Genomic DNA, 15,778 nt, shown 5'->3' with positions numbered 1-15,778 from the left:
CCTTGGACCGCGCTTATAGGACTCATGAAGGGTCGCTGCAAACCCAATCCGGCCCGGAAATGCGGCCTTCCGTCCCGGCAGGGTGCGGAACCGGCAGCTTTCGCGCCGGGAGGTTCTCCGCTGCCACTGCCGGCAGGGCGGCGGTCAGCGCCGGCGACGGGCCAACAGCCCCGCGGCGCCGAATGCGGCGATGAGCAGCGGCAGCGTTGCCGGCAGCGGCACCGAGGCCTCGCTCGAGTTGAAGCGGAGCGTGATGGTCTGCGCGCCGGGGAGCGTCATCACCACATCCTCGGTGGCGGTGATGCCGAGCGTCGCGAAACTCCCCGGAAACAGCCCGGCGGCGAAGATCGGGTCGCCGGAGCTGAAGTCGGCCGGGACCTGGAGCTGGTCCTGCAAGCCATTGTCGGCGATCTCGAACGCGATGCCGGAAAGGAAGCTGCCCGTGGTGAAGCCACTCGTGCCAAAGCTCTCGAAGACGTCGCCGAGCAGGTAGAGATCCTGCGCCGCGGTACCCGAAGGGCCGAGCAGGATGCCGGAATTCGGAAACAGCGCGGTGCCGGTGAGCGAGCTGTTCTGCCGGCTCGGCGGGCCGAACACCGAAAGCTCGAGGCTGCCGCTGGCCTCGACGCGCACCCCCTCGGGCAGTTCGGTGAAGCTGTAGAGCACGTTCGCGGCGGCGGGAGGCGCGCTCAGCGCAAGACCGAGGCCAAGCACGGCGAGAGCGCTCCGCAGGCGGCCGGGCAAGGCTGCGGAGCGAGCAGGACAGGCAAGGTCGGACATCGGGAAACTCGTTTCTCAAGGCTGCATACAAGTCCAGATTAGAAACAGTTTCACGATCTGCCAAGCCGCCGCATTCATGCCGAGGGGCTGTGGGATGCTGGGCAGATCCGGGACCGGCGGGCCGGCTCCGGCGCCGCGGGGGCATCCGGCAGGGGTGGTGCCGATGGGCCGGTTCCCGTGCACGGGCGGCCTGCCGAGGCGGGGCCGCGTCAAGACCCGGCCTTTCGAGAGGGATGGTGTTTCCGGCGCTCGCGGCCGGTCGTTCCGCATCGAGGCGGCGCCCCCAATGTTCCGGGGGATCGGGGGCAGCGCCCGGCTCAGAGCTTCGGCGCGGTGATCGCCGTACAGGCCAGGATTATCTCGCGCACCGCCTTCATTGCGGACAGATTGACGTTTTGCGCGCTGCGCGAGGCATCGGCCTGCTGCACCAGCTGCTTGTGCTTCTGCTCGAGCTTCTTGCGCTTCTTCTGCTTGTCCTTGTCGTCGCCGGGGTCGCCGAGGTTCTCGATCTCCCCCTCGGTCGCCATGATCTGCGACACGACCTTGGCATAGCCCTCGAACAGCGTAGCATCGGTCGCGTCGAGATCCTTCAGCGCCTTGGCGGCGTCGCGGGCTTCCTTCGGCTTCTTGCGGTTGGCCTTCAGCCAAGTGTCCATCTGCGTGACCCAGCTGTCGAGGCTCACCGCACTGTCGGTGGCCGTGGTGACAAGGTCCTTCGTCGCCTTCTGTGCGCTGGCGAACTGCTTGTTGCGGCTGTCATACTTCTTCGGGTGGTCGGAGGGCTTGTATGCCATGGCGGTCTCCAATCCGAATTAACCTAACGGAAATCTAGCACGATGCGCGCTTCCGCGGAATTCCGGGCCCGGAACGGCAACGGGCGGGAGATCGCCTCCCGCCCGCACCGAATCCGTATCGCGGTTCCGCGCCGCGGGCGCGCCGCGGATCAGACCGCGACGCTCTCCCCCGGGGCGCTCTTCGCGCGGCGCACCATGAGCTTGTTGAGGCACTGCACATAGGCCCGCGTCGAGGCCACCACGGTGTCGGTATCCGACGCCTGGGCGGTGGCGAAGCGGCCATGCTCGCGCAGCCGCACGCTGACGGTGGCCTGCGCGTCGGTGCCCTCGGTCACGGCATGCACCTGGTAGAGCTCGAGCGCCGCCTCGTGCGGCACCAGCGCCGAGACGGCGTTGAAGCAGGCATCCACGGGGCCGTCGCCGGTGGCCGTGTGGCGATGCTCGGTCCCGTCGATCTCGAGCGTGATGTCAGCGCTCTGCGGCGCCTCGGTGCCGCAGATCACGCGCAGGAACTTGAGCTTGACGCGCTCGGCATGGGCCTCCGCCGCCGACTGCTCGACGATCGCCAAGATGTCGTCGTCGAAGATCTCCTTCTTGCGGTCGGCCAGCGCCTTGAAGCGCACGAAGGCATCCGCCATGGCGTTCTCGCCGAGTTCGACCCCCAGCTCCGAGAGCTTGGTGCGGAAGGCGTGCCGGCCGGAATGCTTGCCCATCACGAGGTTGGAGGTGGTCAGGCCGACATCCTCCGGCGCCATGATCTCGAAGGTGCCGGCATGTTTCAGCATGCCGTCCTGGTGGATGCCCGACTCGTGCGCGAAGGCGTTCTTGCCGACGATCGCCTTGTTGTACTGCACCGGGAAGCCGGAGACCTGCGCCACCAGCCGGCTCGCCGCCATGATCCGCCGGGTGTCGATTCCGGTGGCATAGGGCAGGATGTCGGCCCGCGTGCGCATCGCCATCACCACCTCCTCGAGCGCGGTGTTGCCGGCGCGCTCGCCGAGGCCGTTGATGGTGCATTCGATCTGCCGGGCGCCGGCCTCCACCGCGGCCAGGGCGTTGGCGGTCGCCATGCCGAGATCGTTGTGGCAGTGGGTCGAGATCGTGCAGCGGTCGATCTCCGGCACCTCGCGGCGCAGCATCCCGATCAGCTCGGCCGATTCGCGCGGCGCGGTGTAGCCCACGGTGTCGGGGATGTTGATCGTGCTGGCGCCGCACTCTATGGCGACGCGGACCGACTCGCAGAGATAGTCGTGCTCGGTGCGGGTGGCGTCCATCGGCGACCACTGCACGTCGGCGCAGAGGCTCCGGGCATGGGTCACGGTCTCGCGGATCTTTTCCAGCACCTCGGCCTTCGACATCGAGAGCTGGTGCTCGCGGTGCAGCGGCGAGGTGCCGATGAAGGTGTGGATGCGCGGGTGCTTGGCGTGCTGCAGCGCCTCCCAGGCGCGGTCGATGTCGCGCCGGTTGGCGCGGGCGAGGCCGGCGATCACGGCGCGCTCGGCGGCCTTGGCGATCTCGGTCACGGCCTCGAAATCGCCCTCGGAGGCGATCGGGAAGCCGGCCTCGATGATGTCCACGCCCATCTCGTCGAGCAGGCGGGCGATCTCCATCTTCTCCTCGAGGGTCATCGAGGCACCGGGCGACTGCTCGCCGTCGCGCAGCGTGGTGTCGAAGATCTTCACGCGGGCACGCGCATCGGCATCCGCGGACGGGCCTTCGCCCTGGGTCCCGGTTTCGGGGGTCACGTTATCGGTCATGTCTGAGCTCTCTGGCTTCGGGTGTCTCGCGGCGCGTCCAACACTCCCCCGAGCGCGCGCGCCGACAGTCCGGGCACGCTCAGGGGCCGGTAAGAAGAAGCGCCAGAAGGGCGAGCTGTTGCGCCGGGACGGACATGGCATCCGTCATAGCCGATCTGGCGGGCATCGCAACCCCCGGTATCACCCGGCGCCGGGGCTACCCTTGCCGGCGGGCCGGGGCTAGGCTCGGGCGCGGTATCGGCAGGAAGAGGGACCGGGCGATGACGGAAACGGCGGGAGAGACGGTGCGGCTGAGCCTCGATGCGCTCCGGGCGCTGGCGGTGCAGGTTCTGGAGCGCCACGGCTGCAGCGCCGCGATGGCCGGCGCGGTGGCCGACAACATGACCGCCGCCGAACGCGACGGCGCCGCGAGCCACGGGGTGTTCCGCCTGAAGGGGCATGTCGACCTGCTGAAGGGCGGGGTGGTGAACGGAAGGGCCGAGCCGGTGCTCTCGCGCCCGGCGCCGGGCGCGGTGCGGGTCGATGCCGGGCTCGGCTTCGCGCCGCTCGCGCTGGCGCTCGGGCTGCCGGCACTGGCCGAGGCGGCGCGGGAGCAGGGGGTGGCGGCGCTGACCCTCACCCGCACGGTGCATTTCGCCGCGCTCTGGCCGGAGGTCGAGGCGCTGGCGGACCAAGGGCTGGTGGCGCTGGCCTTCACCTCCTCGCCGCCCAACGTGGTGCCGGCGGGCGGGCGCGTGCCGGTCTTCGGGACCAATCCGATGGCCTTCGCCTGGCCGCGGCCCGATGGCCCGCCGCTGGTCTGGGACCAGGCCTCCGCGGCGATGGCGCGCGGCGAGATCATGCTTCATGCGCGCGACGGGCACACCCTGCCGGAAGGCGCCGGGATCGACGCCGAGGGCCGGCCCACCACCGATCCGAAAGCGGTGCTGGATGGCGGCGCGCAGCTTGCCTTCGGCGGCTACAAGGGGGCGCTGGTGGCGCTGATGGTCGATCTGCTGGCCGGGCCGCTGTTCGGCGAGGTCACCAGCCTCGAATGCGGCGCCGCGGCGACCATGGGCGGGCCGCAGCCCGGCGGCGAGCTGATCCTGGCGCTCGACCCGGTACGCCTCGGCGGCCGGAGCGACGGCGCGGAGGCGCTGCTGGCCGCGATCGCCGGTCAGGAGGGCGCGCGCCTTCCCGGCCAGCGCCGCTTCGCCAACCGGGCCCGGAGCCTGGCCGAGGGGGTCGATCTGCCATCCGTTCTGCATGCCGAGATCGAGGCGCTGGCGGCGGGCTGAGGGCCTGCCGGGCGGGGTCCGTCCTTGACTCTCGGCAGGCCGAAACCGGGCGAATCGGTGTATGGTTCTTGCCAGAAGTAATAAAGGTAGTAATCGGCAATCCGGGGGGATTTGATGGCGGCCGGGGAGGATAGATTCGAGATCTTCAGGGACAAGCGGGGGAACTACCGCTGGCGGCGGATCGATGGCGAAGGCGGTGTCGTCGGCGCATCGTCGGAGGGGTACGTGTCCCGCAGCGATTGCGAGGCAAACATGAACCGGGGGCCGGTGCCTTCGGACAAATGGGATTTCTACATCGACAAGCGGGGCGCATTTCGCTGGCGCCGCTATGCCCGCAACGGGCGGGTCGTCGGCGCCGCCTCGCGCGGCTTCGCGACCCGCGCCGAGGCCGAGGCCAATGCGCGGCGCCAGGGCTTCGAGAGCTAGGCCGACCGCGCGCGGCCGGCAGAGGGCGCAGAGGGCAGGGCGGGCGCGCGCGGTTCAGTCGATCCGGCTGTCGTTGATCCGGGTGCCCTCCGCGTCGAACACCATTTCGGTGACCAGCTCGTCGGGGCCCGCGCCGCCGCGGGTGTAGAGGGCGGCCATGGTGGCCAGCCACTGCACCTCGGATTCGTCGAGCAGCCCGGCCCCGTGCAGCCGGCGGATCAGCCCGAGCGCGCCGGAGAGCCGGAGCGTGACGGCGCCGCGCGGCTCGTAGATCGGCTGCAGGAACTCGATGTCGCCCTCGGCCGCGGCATGCGCGCCGAGCGCCGCCACGTCGAAGCGGCGGACCGAGAGATTGCCGATCTCGAGCGGCGTCGCCTCGCCCGGGCGCACGGTCTCGTGCGGCCTGAGCAGGCGGCCGGTGCCGTCGATCTCCACCGCGATGCGGCCCGGCTCGCGCGGCAGCACGGCTTCGGGGTCGATCCGGTTCCAGAGCGCCGGCGCGGGCTCCAGCCCCTCGGCCTCGACCAGCACGCGCACCGGCCGCGGCCCGGTGCCCGCCTGTTGCGGCGCATCGGAAGCGATTCGCAGCCGGCTGGCGCGGATCTCGCCGCGGCGCGGATCGTCGGCCATGGCGGGTGCCAGGGCAAGGCTCAGGGCTTCGGTCTCCAGCTCGGTCGAGATGTCCGGCCCCTGCACGGTCAGCCGGCCGGCGAACCGCCCGGCATCGAGCGTGATCCGGCCATCCGCGGCGCGGGCCCCGGCCGCGGCAACCGGCGGGCTGGCCATCTCCAGCGCGCCGGTGACGGCGCCCGCCACCAGCTCGAGCGCCGCCTCGCCCGGGCGCAGCCCCGCAAACAGCGCGCCGAGCGCCGCCGGATCGGCCCGGCGCGCCGCGCCCTTGAGCGTGACATCGGCGAGCGCGAGATCGGCGGTCAGCGTTTCCGCAGCGGCGCCCGGCGGCGTCTCGACCATGTGCAGCGCCATGTGCCGGGCGGTGAGCTCTGCCGCGCCGGGGCCGTCGCCGCCATCGGCGGCAGCCCGGCCGAGCGAACCGGCGAGCCCCTCGATCCGCAGCGCGAAGTCGAGCCCCTCCAGCGCCACGGCCGGGGCGATCTCGAGCCGGACCGCGCGAATCGACGAGCGCGCGCCCGGGCCGCCGGCACCGTCGCCGGCGAGATCGGTCTCCACCGCGAGCCCCTCGGAGGTGATCGCCAGCGCCAGCTCCGCCCCGAGCCCCGGATAGCGGTCGCGCAGCCCTGGCGGCACGGCGACGGTGACGGTCATCTCCGCCGGCAGCTCGGTGACCAGCGTGCCCGGATCGGCGATCGCCACCATCGAGGTGATCTCGGGCAGCTCGGTGCGCAGCCCGGTGGCGCGGTCGGTGAAGGTCAGGTTCTCGAAGCGAGCGGCATAGGCGAAGGGGAAGCCGGCAATCGAGCGCTCGCCGACGCTGATCCCCAGCCCCCCGGCGCGCAGCCGGTCGATCTCGCCCTCGATCTGGGTGCTGATCGCGTCGCGCCCCCAGAACCAGAGCGCGCACCAGAGGATCGCCGTGAGGGTCGCGAGGCTGGAAAAGAGGCGGGCCATGCGGCGCATGTCGGTCTCCCGGGGGCTGCGGGCGGGTTGCGAACGGGCGGTCTCCCGGCCCAGGGCCGGCATCCGGCCGCAGACAGAGAATGGGGGAGCGGGCCGGCATCCGCAAGCGCCCCCGGCGCATCCGCCGCGCGCGCTGCCGCGGTCCGCCTCAGCGCCAGGCGGTGCGCAGCCGCAGGAACAGCCGGTAGAGCCGTTCGCCGAGCCCGCGGAACGGCTGGCGATCGACGAGGCGGCCGAGCAGGCGCGTCGGCCCGAGCCCCCGCCAGAGCGCGGCGAAGGCCTCGGCACCGCTGACCAGGCGGCCGTCGCGGCGGGCGATGGTGAAGCGGCGCAGCAGCGCCGCCCGGTCGCGCCCCTCGGGCAGCGCCGCATCGGCGCGGGCGATGTCGATCCAGGCGATGCCGCCTGCGCCGCGCATCGCCCGGTACCAGCCGATCTCGCGGCGGCAGACGGGGCAATCGCCGTCGTAGTAGACGATGCGGGCGGCCCGCGAATCGGGTTTCATCATGGTTGAGGTTCCTGTCGACACATCGGCCCTGCGGATTAATCTGAGGGGGCCGGCGTGTGGTTCAAGCCGGCGAACTGGGGGGTGACGGACCGGCGCAGCAGGGCGAGGCGGCGGTGCAGGACGAGGGGTGCTGAGATGCGGAACGGACGGCAGGCCGACGAACGCAACGGCGGGGGCGGCGTCTCCCGCCCGGCGGAAGGCTCGCAGGACGTGTCCGACAGGGTGCCGGCCTCGGCTGCCTGGCTGGGCGGCGCCGGGCTGCTGCCCTTCTTCGGGCTCGCCGCGGCGCATTGGGCGGTGGAGAGCGGGCTGCTGCCGATGCCGCTGACCTTCCGGACCGGGCCGGCGCTGGCGAGCTATGCCGCGCTGATCCTTTCCTTCATGGGGGGCTGCCGCTGGGGTTTCGAATCGATTCGCGCGGCACCCGAGCCGACGGCGAAGAAGCTCGTCGTCTCGGTCGTGCCGGCGCTCTATGCCTGGGTGGCGCTGCTTTTCGACGTGCCGATGGCCTGCGCCGCGCTGGCGCTCGGCTTCTCGCTGCTGCTGGCGGCGGATCTGGCGTTGGCGCAGGAGGGCGGCGCACCGCGCTGGTGGCCGCGGCTCCGGTGGCCGCTGACGCTGGGGGCCGTGCTCAGCCTGTTGCTCGGCGCGATGGCCTGACCGGGGTCTGACCGGCGTGCGCCGCGGTCACCGGTCGAGGCGCTCGACTCGGTAGCCGGCCCTGCGCAGCAGCGCCACGATGCCCTCGCTGCCGGGCAGGTGCAGCGCGCCGAAGGCGGCAAAGACCGCGCCGCGGTCGAGCTCCGGGCGCAGGCGGCGCATCCAGTTGTGGTTGCGCCCGAAGATCAGCGCGCGGGTCAGCGCCTCGGCCGCGGCGCGGGGGTTGTCGCTGCGGCCGTGGCGGCTCGCATGCCAGATGTTGAACTCGAGGATCGCGGCGATTCGGCCCTCGGCATAGAGCGTTTCGAGGGTGCGGCGCAGGTCCTCCTCGTCGGCGCTCGAGGCGAGCCCGTCGACGAGCAGCCCGGTGAGCTCGGCATCGCTCAGCTCGTCGAAGGCGGCGAAGGTCTCCTCATAGCTCTCGAGCCCCCGCAGCGGGATGCCCCAGACCCGCGCCTCGGCGGCGATCGCGTCGTCGAGCAGGCGCTTGCCCTTGGCCAGCTCGGCCTTCTCGCAGAGCGGCACCGAGATCGTCGAGATCAGCAGCCACGGCTTGAGCTTCTCGGCCACCGACATCGACATGCCGCGCTCGGCCAGCACCGCCTCGGCCTGCACCAGGTCCTCCGGCGCCAGCCGCTCGGAGAGGCCGGGCCCCTCCATGTCGACGGCGAAGCGCGGGTCGCTGGAGATCCGCCGCTCCAGCCGCTGCTGCTCCTCGGGGGTGAGCTCGACCATGACCAGCCGGGCATCGCCGAGTGCCGAGATCGCCGGGCCGGGCAGCCAGCGCGCCGCCGCCTCTGTGCTGTGCAGCGTGCCATAGAGATGCGAGACCGCGCCGCCGGGCGCCACCACGCGCCAGAACAGGCCCTCGCCGTTCGGCACCTCGGCGGCGCGGGCGAGGATGCGGCCATGGGCGGCGGGGTCCTCGCGGGCGAGCGCCGCCATCAGGTCGGTGCCGCCGCATTTCGCGGCCACCGCTCCCGGCAGCAGCGCCGCGGCGAGCATGGCGAGACCGGCCAGCGCGGCGCGCGCGATGGAGAAGCGACGGGCGAGACGCATGACACGGGCTCCACTGGTCGGCACAGGATGCAAGCCGGGGAAGTCTAACAGCGCCGGGCGCCATGCGCGAGCCGCGAGGTGCAGGCGGCCGATTCGCCCTGCCGGGGTTGCGCCGGCAGTTGCGGCTGCCTAGCTCCGCACGGGTCCCGCCTTCGTGCCGAGGCTGCGCGGAGGCGCGGGGCCGGCCGCGGCGTATCGACGAAAAACGCCATGATTGCGCCGCTTGACCCTTGACACCCCGGGGCACGATCCGTACCTAGGCCAGCGATGTTAGCACTCATCATCGGTGAGTGCTAACAGGGCCGGAGCCCCGGCCCGGCCAAGCCAATGCCATCTGCAACACGGAGCGCAACTCAGATGAACTTCACTCCGCTTCATGACCGCGTGCTGGTCCGCCGCATCGAGTCCGACGAGAAGACCACCGGCGGCCTGATCATCCCCGACAGCGCCAAGGAGAAGCCCCAGGAGGGCGAGGTCATCGCCGTTGGCGAGGGCGCCCGCAAGGACAGCGGCGAGCTGATCCCGATGGCCGTCAAGGCCGGCGACCGCATCCTGTTCGGCAAGTGGTCGGGCACCGAGGTCAAGATCGACGGCCAGGAGCTCCTGATCATGAAGGAGTCGGACATCCTCGGCATCATGACCGACACGGCCGCCGCGAAAGCCGCCTGAGCCCCGCCGGGATCAGACCACTGAACATCGAGACTGTTCTCTGAAACGGAGAGACCCATGGCTGCGAAAGACGTGAAATTCCATACCGACGCCCGTGAGCGTATGATGCGCGGCGTCGAGACCCTCGCCAGCGCGGTTCGCGTGACCCTCGGCCCGAAAGGCCGCAACGTGGTCATCGACAAGTCGTTCGGCGCCCCCCGGATCACCAAGGACGGCGTCACCGTCGCCAAGGAGATCGAGCTTTCGGACAAGTTCGAGAACATGGGCGCGCAGATGGTCCGCGAAGTCGCTTCGCGCACCAATGACGAGGCCGGCGACGGCACCACCACCGCCACCGTGCTGGCCCACGGCATCATGAAGGAGGGCCTGAAGGCCGTCGCCGCCGGCGCCAACCCGATGGACCTGAAGCGCGGCGTCGATCTCGCCGTCAAGAAGGCCATCGAGGGCATCCGCGCCCAGGCGCGCGAGGTCTCCGGCTCCGACGAGGTCGCCCAGGTCGGCTCGATCTCGGCCAATGGCGAGACCGAGATCGGCCGCCAGATCGCCGACGCGATGCAGAAGGTCGGCAACGAGGGTGTGATCACCGTCGAGGAGAACAAGGGCCTGGAGACCGAGACCGAGGTCGTCGAGGGCATGCAGTTCGACCGCGGCTACCTCTCGCCCTACTTCATCACCAACTCCGACAAGATGATCACCGAGCTCGATGACGTCTACATCCTGCTGCACGAGAAGAAGCTCTCGTCGCTGCAGCCGATGGTGCCGCTGCTCGAGTCGGTCATCCAGTCCTCCCGCCCGCTGCTGATCATCGCCGAGGATGTCGAGGGCGAGGCCCTGGCCACCCTCGTGGTCAACAAGCTGCGCGGCGGCCTGAAGGTCGCGGCCGTGAAGGCCCCGGGCTTCGGCGATCGCCGCAAGGCCATGCTGCAGGACATCGCGATCCTGACCGGCGGCCAGGTGATCTCCGAGGATCTCGGCATGAAGCTCGAGAACGTCACCACCGAGATGCTCGGCACCGCCAAGAAGATCCGCATCACCAAGGACGAGACGACCATCGTCGACGGCCATGGCGACAAGTCGGAGATCGAGGCGCGCGTCGCCCAGATCCGCAGCCAGATCGAGGAGACCACCTCGGACTACGACCGCGAGAAGCTCCAGGAGCGCCTGGCCAAGCTCGCGGGCGGCGTCGCGGTGATCCGCGTCGGCGGTGCCACCGAGGTCGAGGTGAAGGAGCGCAAGGACCGTGTCGACGATGCGCTCAACGCCACCCGCGCCGCGGTGCAGGAGGGCGTGGTGCCGGGCGGCGGCGTGGCGCTGATCCATGCCTCGCGCTCGCTCGACGGCCTGACCGGCGACAATGCCGACCAGACCACCGGCATCGGCATCGTCCGCCGCGCGCTGCAGCAGCCGCTGCGCCAGATCGCGATCAACGCGGGCCTCGACGGCGGCGTGGTCGCCGGCAAGGTGCTCGAGTCGACCGATCCGAACTTCGGCTTCGACGCGCAGCTCGAGGAGTATGGCAACCTCATGGAGAAGGGCATCATCGACCCGGCCAAGGTCGTGCGCACCGCGCTCGAGGATGCCGCTTCGGTTGCCGGCCTGCTGATCACCACCGAGGCGATGATCGCCGACAAGCCCGAGGACAAGAAGGACGCGGGTGCCGGCATGGACGCCATGGGCGGCATGGGCGGCATGATGTGATCTGCGCCCGGGCCTTCGGGCCCGGGACGCGGCGGGGATGTGCGGGCCATCAGAGCCCGCCGCCCCGGGAGATCCGAGGGACACGCGGCGGGCCGCTCCGGAAGGGGCGGCCCGTTTCGCGTGCCGGGGGGGAACGCGGGCATGGCCCGGCTCCCGCCCGCCCACCCCGCACTGCCATGCCCGCGTCGCGCGGCCCGGGGGCCGCGCCTGCCCGGTTGCGGCCGGTATGCGCCGGGGCGATGCTCTTTCGCGGGGCGGCCGTCCGGGGGCAGCGCGGGAGGCGGCTTCGGATCCGGGAATTGCGGGAGGCGCGCAGGCCATCGCAGGAGCGGCGCGGCGAACTGGCCGGACGTCCTGTGCCTCGATCTTACGCATCGAGGGCGCGGCGCGGACGCTGGCGCAGCTCGAGCGGATCGCTTCGGCGCTGGGGGTTGGCCTCGGCGCGCTCATCGCGGCGTCGTCTCCCGGTGGAGGGCTGGCGCGAGCCGCGGGGTCGGACCGGATCGTTCGGCCTGAACTGCGGTGGATCTGGCCATATTGCGAGGCGCGACCCGGAGTGCTCCGAGCCGGCCGTGGAGGGCCGGCTGCGGGACGGGACCGTCCTCGTCCTGGACGATGGAGAGGGAACAGGAGATTCCATCGGATCTCTCCGCTGGGCCGCGCTGTCGACCACCATCTTGTTCATGGAGAGCATCGCGGGCGGGGCGGCTCGCGGGCGCTGCCGGCCGGGGTGACCGCGGCCCTCGGGGCGGGTGGTCATGGCGAGGTGTTCGCGCATGCCCCGGCGGAGGAACCCGCGGCGCAGCGCCGGCACCGGCGGATGGAGTTCGTCTCCGCCGGCGTGATGGCGGCGGGCATCGGCGCGCCGCGGCAGCTGCCGCTTTGACCCTGCCCGGCGATGCGCTATCCCGGAGCGATGCAGGAGAACCCCGGCGCTGGCCGCATCATCCGCGACGCCGTTCCGGCCGATGCCGAGCGCATCGCCGCCATGGCCAATGCGCTGGCCGCGATCACCGAGGGCGGGCCGGGGCTGATGACGGCGGATGCGGTCTGCCGCGACCTGATCGGGCAGCCGGGGATCGGGCTCATCGTCGCCGAAGAGGGCGGCGCGGCGATCGGCTATGCGCTCTATACCGCGTCCTACGAGACCGCCTATGCCACGCGCGGGCTCTATCTCTCCGATCTCTACGTCGCCGCGCCGGCCCGGCGGCAGGGCATTGCCCAGGCGCTGGTGGCCGAGCTCGCGCGCCGCGCCGAGGCGGTGGGCGCACGCTATCTCTGGTGGGTCGCCGGGCCGGAGAACGCCGCCGCCAACGCCGTCTATGACCGCTGGGGCGCGAGCCGCGACAGCCGGCTCTGCCGGGCGGTGTTCGACGCGCCCTTCGAGGCGCTGAAGCGGGGCTGAGCCGGCCCGGTTGTGCCGGCCGGGGCGACATGCGATCTCTCGGAGCCGGGGCGCACCGTGCCCCGCCCCCTGCTGCCCGGAGGCCCCCATGCAGGAGCTGATCGACCGCATCGCCGCCGAGGCCCGCCCGCGCGCCGCCGAGGGCAAGGTGGCGGACTACATCCCGGCGCTGGCGCGGGTCGATCCCGGCCGCTTCGCATTGGTGCTGCGCAGCGCGGACGGACAGGAATGGGTCGCGGGCGAGGCCGATGCGCCCTTCTCGATCCAGTCGATCTCCAAGCTCTTCACGCTGGCGCTGGCGATGGAGTGGCTCGAGCCGGACGGGCCGGACGGGCTCTGGAGCCGGGTCGGGCGCGAGCCCTCGGGAATGCGCTTCAACTCGTTGATCCAGCTCGAGACCGAGGCGGGCATCCCGCGCAACCCCTTCATCAATGCCGGTGCGATCGTGGTGACCGACGCGCTGATGACCCACCGCTGGAACCTCGAGACGGCGTTCCGCGCGCAGATGCGGCTGCTGGCGGGCAATCCCGAGCTGCATTACGACGCCGAGGTGGCGGCCTCGGAGCGCATGCATGGCGATCTCAACCGGGCGATCGCCTATGTGCTGCGCGCCTATGGCAACCTGCGGCAGGACCCGCAGGCGGTGACGGACACCTATTTCCGGGCCTGCTCGCTGGCGATCTCGGCGCGCGACCTGGCGCGGGCGGCGGGGTTCCTGGTGTCGCCGCAGGGCGAGGGCGCCTGCGCCGCGGGGCACCATGCCAGGTGGCTGCGCGCGATCATGCGGACCTGCGGGCTCTACGACCAGTCCGGCGAGTTCGCGTTCCGGGTCGGCCTGCCGGGGAAATCCGGGGTCGGCGGCGGCATCGTGGCGGTGCAGCCGCCGGGGATGAGCGCCGCGCTGCCGCAGGGCTTCGTGGCGGTGGCCTGGTCGCCGCCGCTCGACCGCTTCGGCAACTCGGTGGCGGCGCAGGCGGCGCTGGAGGCGCTGGCCGGGGCGCTGGAGTAGCGCATGCGCCCCGGCTCAGGGTGTCACGCGTCGTCCGGCGCGGTGATGCCCTTCTCCGCCAGCTCGGCCTTCGCGGCCTCGGTCTTGGCAATGCCGGTGCCCAGGGCGGCGAGCACCGCCCGGTCCTTCAGGAACTGGATGTCGGCATAGGGCACGATCTCCACCCGGTTGCCCCAGGGGTCGAGGAAATCGAGCCGCTTCTCCGTCACGATCTCCACCCCGGCCGCCTCGAGCCGGGCGCGCAGGCCCTCGCGGTTGTCGACCACCAGGCCGAAATGGCGCTCGGCGTCGCGGGTCGGGGCGGCGACCTGGCTGAGCGCGAGGAACTGGTCCCCCATGTCGATGAAGGCCATGGTCTCGCTGCGCCCGCGCAGCGTGAAGTCGAAGAACCGCCCGTAGAATTCGAGCGCCTCGTCGAGGTCGCCGACCTCGAGCGCCACGTGGTTGATGCCGACGAGCTTCGGTTTCTGCGCCATGGCGGCCTCCCCTTTCCGGCATCCTAGCCGTGGCATGCGCAGGCGCCCATGACAATCCGTGATGGCATCCATCACGTGGGCGCGCCTTGGCGCGGCAAGGCGGCGGGCGTAGAACCGGTGGCGAAGGAGATCGCCCATGGCCCATGACACGCTCACCAACGCCCAGATGCGCGACATCGAGGCGCTCGTTCACCCCTATACCCATGCCGCCAGCCTGAGGCAGACCGGCGCGCACATGATCGCCTCGGGCGAGGGGATCTATGTCACCGACGAGGCCGGCCGGCGCTATGTCGAGGGGCTGGCGGGGCTCTGGTGCTGCGGGCTCGGCTTCGGCGATGCCGAGCTGGTGGAGGCGGCGCAGGCGCAGTTCTCCCGGCTGCCCTATTACCATCTCTTCGGCGGACGCACGCACGAGCCGGCGATCGAGCTTGCCGAGAAGCTCAAGGAGCTGCTGCCGATGGAGGCCGCGCGGATCTTCTACGGCTGCTCGGGCTCGGAGGCCAACGACAGCCAGATCAAGCTGATCTGGTACATGAACAACGTCCTCGGCCGGCCGGAGAAGAAGAAGATCCTCTCCCGCAAGCGCGGCTATCACGGGGTGACGCTGGCCACCGCCTCGCTGACCGGGCTGCCGCTCAACCACGAGGATTTCGACCTGCCGCTCGAATTCGTGCGGCATCTGCGCTGCCCGCATCACTGGAAGGAGGCCGAGCCCGGCGAGACCGAGGCGGAGTTCTCTGCGCGCCTCGCGGCGGAGCTCGAGGAGACCATCCTTGCCGAGGGGCCGGAGACCGTGGCCGCCTTCATCGCCGAGCCGGTGATGGGCGCGGGCGGCGTCATCGTGCCGCCGGAGGGCTATTTCCCGGCGATGCAGGCGGTGCTCCGGAAATACGACGTGCAGATGGTGGCCGACGAGGTGATCTGCGGCTTCGGCCGGACGGCGAACTGGTTCGGCTCGGAGACCTTCTCCATCGCGCCCAACTCGATGAGCATGGCGAAGCAGCTCACCGGGGGATATTTCCCGCTCTCGGCGGTGGCGATGGACCGGCGCATGGCCGAGGCGGTGGAGGAGGGCGCGAGCCGCAACCCGGCGCTCGGCCACGGCTTCACCTATGGCGGGCACCCGGCGGGCTGCGCGGTGGCGCTGGCAGCGCTGGCGATCTACGAGCGGCGCGACATCGTCGGCCATGTGCGGCGGGTGGCGCCGGTCTTCCAGGCGCGGCTGCGGGCGGCGGCGGACCATCCCCTCGTCGGCGAGGCGCGCGGGGCGGGGCTGATGGGCGGGCTCGAGCTCAGCCCCGAGCCCGGCCGCCCGGCCGCCTTCGCCCAGCCCGGCAAGGTCGGCGCGCGGCTGATGGAGGAGATGCTGGCGCGCGGGGTGATCCTGCGCAGCCTCGGCGACACGCTGGCCTTCTGCCCGCCGATGGTGATCACCGAGGCGGAGATCGAGGAGATGATGGCGCCGCTGCCCGAGGCGCTGGATGCCACCCATGCCTGGGCCCGCGCCGAGGGTCACCTGCCGGCATGACCGGCCCGGACGCGCCATCGCTCCGGGGGCGCGCCCACCCGCCCACCCCGCGCCCCGGAGCGACCGGCGCGTCCGGGCCGACGCCGCTCGGGCGGCTGCCCCGGGGCGGCATCCTCCTCGGCGCGTGGGTGCCGGT

General features: G+C 71.6%; 16 protein-coding genes. 9 read left to right on the top strand and 7 right to left on the bottom strand.

What is annotated here, in order from left to right; genetic code table 11:
* Nucleotides 1-144: 144 nt before the first annotated feature.
* From QSJ97_RS16530 to QSJ97_RS16520, 3 genes are all read right to left on the bottom strand, one after another.
* Entirely contained in the window at nucleotides 145-780 is a 636-nt protein-coding gene (locus QSJ97_RS16530; protein ID WP_285673059.1) for a PEP-CTERM sorting domain-containing protein, read from the bottom strand.
* A 317-nt stretch (nucleotides 781-1,097) separates the two neighbouring features.
* Nucleotides 1,098-1,574, bottom strand: coding sequence for a hypothetical protein (locus QSJ97_RS16525; protein WP_285673058.1), 477 nt, complete (start codon nucleotides 1,572-1,574; stop codon nucleotides 1,098-1,100).
* Between the two features lie 149 nt (nucleotides 1,575-1,723).
* Nucleotides 1,724-3,331: a 2-isopropylmalate synthase gene (locus tag QSJ97_RS16520; protein ID WP_285673057.1), complete on the bottom strand. Its 1,608-nt coding sequence runs from the start codon at nucleotides 3,329-3,331 to the stop codon at nucleotides 1,724-1,726.
* Nucleotides 3,332-3,591: 260 nt separating this feature from the next.
* On the opposite strand from QSJ97_RS16520, the gene QSJ97_RS16515 reads away from it, so the two are divergent.
* Both QSJ97_RS16515 and QSJ97_RS16510 read left to right on the top strand, forming a co-directional pair.
* Nucleotides 3,592-4,608, top strand: a complete 1,017-nt coding sequence (locus QSJ97_RS16515) for an Ldh family oxidoreductase (RefSeq protein WP_285673056.1) — start codon at nucleotides 3,592-3,594, stop codon at nucleotides 4,606-4,608.
* Between the two features lie 114 nt (nucleotides 4,609-4,722).
* The gene (locus QSJ97_RS16510) at nucleotides 4,723-5,034 is read left to right on the top strand and encodes a YegP family protein (RefSeq protein ID WP_285673053.1); all 312 of its coding nucleotides are present in this window, start codon (nucleotides 4,723-4,725) and stop codon (nucleotides 5,032-5,034) included.
* A 54-nt stretch (nucleotides 5,035-5,088) separates the two neighbouring features.
* On the opposite strand, the gene QSJ97_RS16505 is transcribed toward QSJ97_RS16510, so the two are convergent.
* Complete coding sequence (locus tag QSJ97_RS16505) at nucleotides 5,089-6,630, bottom strand: DUF2125 domain-containing protein (RefSeq protein WP_285673051.1); 1,542 nt, start codon at nucleotides 6,628-6,630, stop codon at nucleotides 5,089-5,091.
* A gap of 148 nt (nucleotides 6,631-6,778) precedes the next feature.
* Entirely contained in the window at nucleotides 6,779-7,138 is a 360-nt protein-coding gene (locus tag QSJ97_RS16500) for a thiol-disulfide oxidoreductase DCC family protein (RefSeq protein ID WP_285673049.1), read from the bottom strand.
* 135 nt (nucleotides 7,139-7,273) lie between these two features.
* On the opposite strand from QSJ97_RS16500, the gene QSJ97_RS16495 reads away from it, so the two are divergent.
* Nucleotides 7,274-7,798, top strand: coding sequence for a DUF3429 domain-containing protein (locus QSJ97_RS16495; protein ID WP_285673047.1), 525 nt, complete (start codon nucleotides 7,274-7,276; stop codon nucleotides 7,796-7,798).
* 27 nt (nucleotides 7,799-7,825) lie between these two features.
* Here the strand turns inward: QSJ97_RS16495 and QSJ97_RS16490 are convergent, their stop codons facing one another.
* The gene (locus QSJ97_RS16490) at nucleotides 7,826-8,857 is read right to left on the bottom strand and encodes a TraB/GumN family protein (RefSeq protein ID WP_285673046.1); all 1,032 of its coding nucleotides are present in this window, start codon (nucleotides 8,855-8,857) and stop codon (nucleotides 7,826-7,828) included.
* Between the two features lie 357 nt (nucleotides 8,858-9,214).
* Here QSJ97_RS16490 and groES point away from each other — a divergent pair, with 357 nt between their 5' ends.
* The 5 genes from groES to glsA all read left to right on the top strand — a co-directional run bounded on the left by groES (nucleotide 9,215) and on the right by glsA (nucleotide 13,638).
* Entirely contained in the window at nucleotides 9,215-9,526 is a 312-nt protein-coding gene (gene groES / locus QSJ97_RS16485) for a co-chaperone GroES (protein WP_285673044.1), read from the top strand.
* A gap of 57 nt (nucleotides 9,527-9,583) precedes the next feature.
* Nucleotides 9,584-11,224 (top strand): chaperonin GroEL, encoded by a 1,641-nt coding sequence (groL, locus tag QSJ97_RS16480; protein WP_285673042.1) that lies wholly within the window; start codon nucleotides 9,584-9,586, stop codon nucleotides 11,222-11,224.
* A 730-nt stretch (nucleotides 11,225-11,954) separates the two neighbouring features.
* Nucleotides 11,955-12,110 (top strand): hypothetical protein, encoded by a 156-nt coding sequence (locus QSJ97_RS16475; protein WP_285673041.1) that lies wholly within the window; start codon nucleotides 11,955-11,957, stop codon nucleotides 12,108-12,110.
* Nucleotides 12,111-12,140: 30 nt separating this feature from the next.
* Entirely contained in the window at nucleotides 12,141-12,629 is a 489-nt protein-coding gene (locus QSJ97_RS16470; RefSeq protein WP_285673039.1) for a GNAT family N-acetyltransferase, read from the top strand.
* A gap of 88 nt (nucleotides 12,630-12,717) precedes the next feature.
* A complete protein-coding gene (gene glsA / locus QSJ97_RS16465) occupies nucleotides 12,718-13,638 on the top strand; it encodes a glutaminase A (protein WP_285673038.1) in 921 nt (306 codons plus the stop codon).
* A gap of 23 nt (nucleotides 13,639-13,661) precedes the next feature.
* Here the strand turns inward: glsA and QSJ97_RS16460 are convergent, their stop codons facing one another.
* Nucleotides 13,662-14,114, bottom strand: coding sequence for a VOC family protein (locus QSJ97_RS16460; RefSeq protein WP_285673037.1), 453 nt, complete (start codon nucleotides 14,112-14,114; stop codon nucleotides 13,662-13,664).
* A gap of 136 nt (nucleotides 14,115-14,250) precedes the next feature.
* Here QSJ97_RS16460 and QSJ97_RS16455 point away from each other — a divergent pair, with 136 nt between their 5' ends.
* Nucleotides 14,251-15,642 (top strand): aminotransferase, encoded by a 1,392-nt coding sequence (locus QSJ97_RS16455; RefSeq protein ID WP_285673036.1) that lies wholly within the window; start codon nucleotides 14,251-14,253, stop codon nucleotides 15,640-15,642.
* Nucleotides 15,643-15,778: the final 136 nt, after the last annotated feature.

Origin of the sequence: Paralimibaculum aggregatum (genome assembly GCF_030270585.1) — a bacterium.
Taxonomy (GTDB): domain Bacteria; phylum Pseudomonadota; class Alphaproteobacteria; order Rhodobacterales; family Rhodobacteraceae; genus Thermohalobaculum; species Thermohalobaculum aggregatum.
The sequence above is the reverse complement of the archived record's forward strand: the minus strand, read 5'-3'. Positions and strand labels throughout refer to the sequence as shown.

What these genes read in the sequence shown, in the direction of transcription:
- QSJ97_RS16460 (WP_285673037.1), bottom strand. Translation starts at nt 14,114, where the DNA reads ATGGCGCAGAAACCGAAGCTCGTCGGCATCAACCACGTGGCGCTCGAG.
- QSJ97_RS16520 (WP_285673057.1), bottom strand. Translation starts at nt 3,331, where the DNA reads ATGACCGATAACGTGACCCCCGAAACCGGGACCCAGGGCGAAGGCCCG.
- QSJ97_RS16525 (WP_285673058.1), bottom strand. Translation starts at nt 1,574, where the DNA reads ATGGCATACAAGCCCTCCGACCACCCGAAGAAGTATGACAGCCGCAAC.
- QSJ97_RS16505 (WP_285673051.1), bottom strand. Translation starts at nt 6,630, where the DNA reads ATGCGCCGCATGGCCCGCCTCTTTTCCAGCCTCGCGACCCTCACGGCG.
- QSJ97_RS16500 (WP_285673049.1), bottom strand. Translation starts at nt 7,138, where the DNA reads ATGATGAAACCCGATTCGCGGGCCGCCCGCATCGTCTACTACGACGGC.
- QSJ97_RS16490 (WP_285673046.1), bottom strand. Translation starts at nt 8,857, where the DNA reads ATGCGTCTCGCCCGTCGCTTCTCCATCGCGCGCGCCGCGCTGGCCGGT.
- groL (WP_285673042.1), top strand. Translation starts at nt 9,584, where the DNA reads ATGGCTGCGAAAGACGTGAAATTCCATACCGACGCCCGTGAGCGTATG.
- QSJ97_RS16455 (WP_285673036.1), top strand. Translation starts at nt 14,251, where the DNA reads ATGGCCCATGACACGCTCACCAACGCCCAGATGCGCGACATCGAGGCG.
- QSJ97_RS16510 (WP_285673053.1), top strand. Translation starts at nt 4,723, where the DNA reads ATGGCGGCCGGGGAGGATAGATTCGAGATCTTCAGGGACAAGCGGGGG.
- QSJ97_RS16495 (WP_285673047.1), top strand. Translation starts at nt 7,274, where the DNA reads ATGCGGAACGGACGGCAGGCCGACGAACGCAACGGCGGGGGCGGCGTC.
- glsA (WP_285673038.1), top strand. Translation starts at nt 12,718, where the DNA reads ATGCAGGAGCTGATCGACCGCATCGCCGCCGAGGCCCGCCCGCGCGCC.
- QSJ97_RS16470 (WP_285673039.1), top strand. Translation starts at nt 12,141, where the DNA reads ATGCAGGAGAACCCCGGCGCTGGCCGCATCATCCGCGACGCCGTTCCG.
- QSJ97_RS16515 (WP_285673056.1), top strand. Translation starts at nt 3,592, where the DNA reads ATGACGGAAACGGCGGGAGAGACGGTGCGGCTGAGCCTCGATGCGCTC.
- groES (WP_285673044.1), top strand. Translation starts at nt 9,215, where the DNA reads ATGAACTTCACTCCGCTTCATGACCGCGTGCTGGTCCGCCGCATCGAG.
- QSJ97_RS16530 (WP_285673059.1), bottom strand. Translation starts at nt 780, where the DNA reads ATGTCCGACCTTGCCTGTCCTGCTCGCTCCGCAGCCTTGCCCGGCCGC.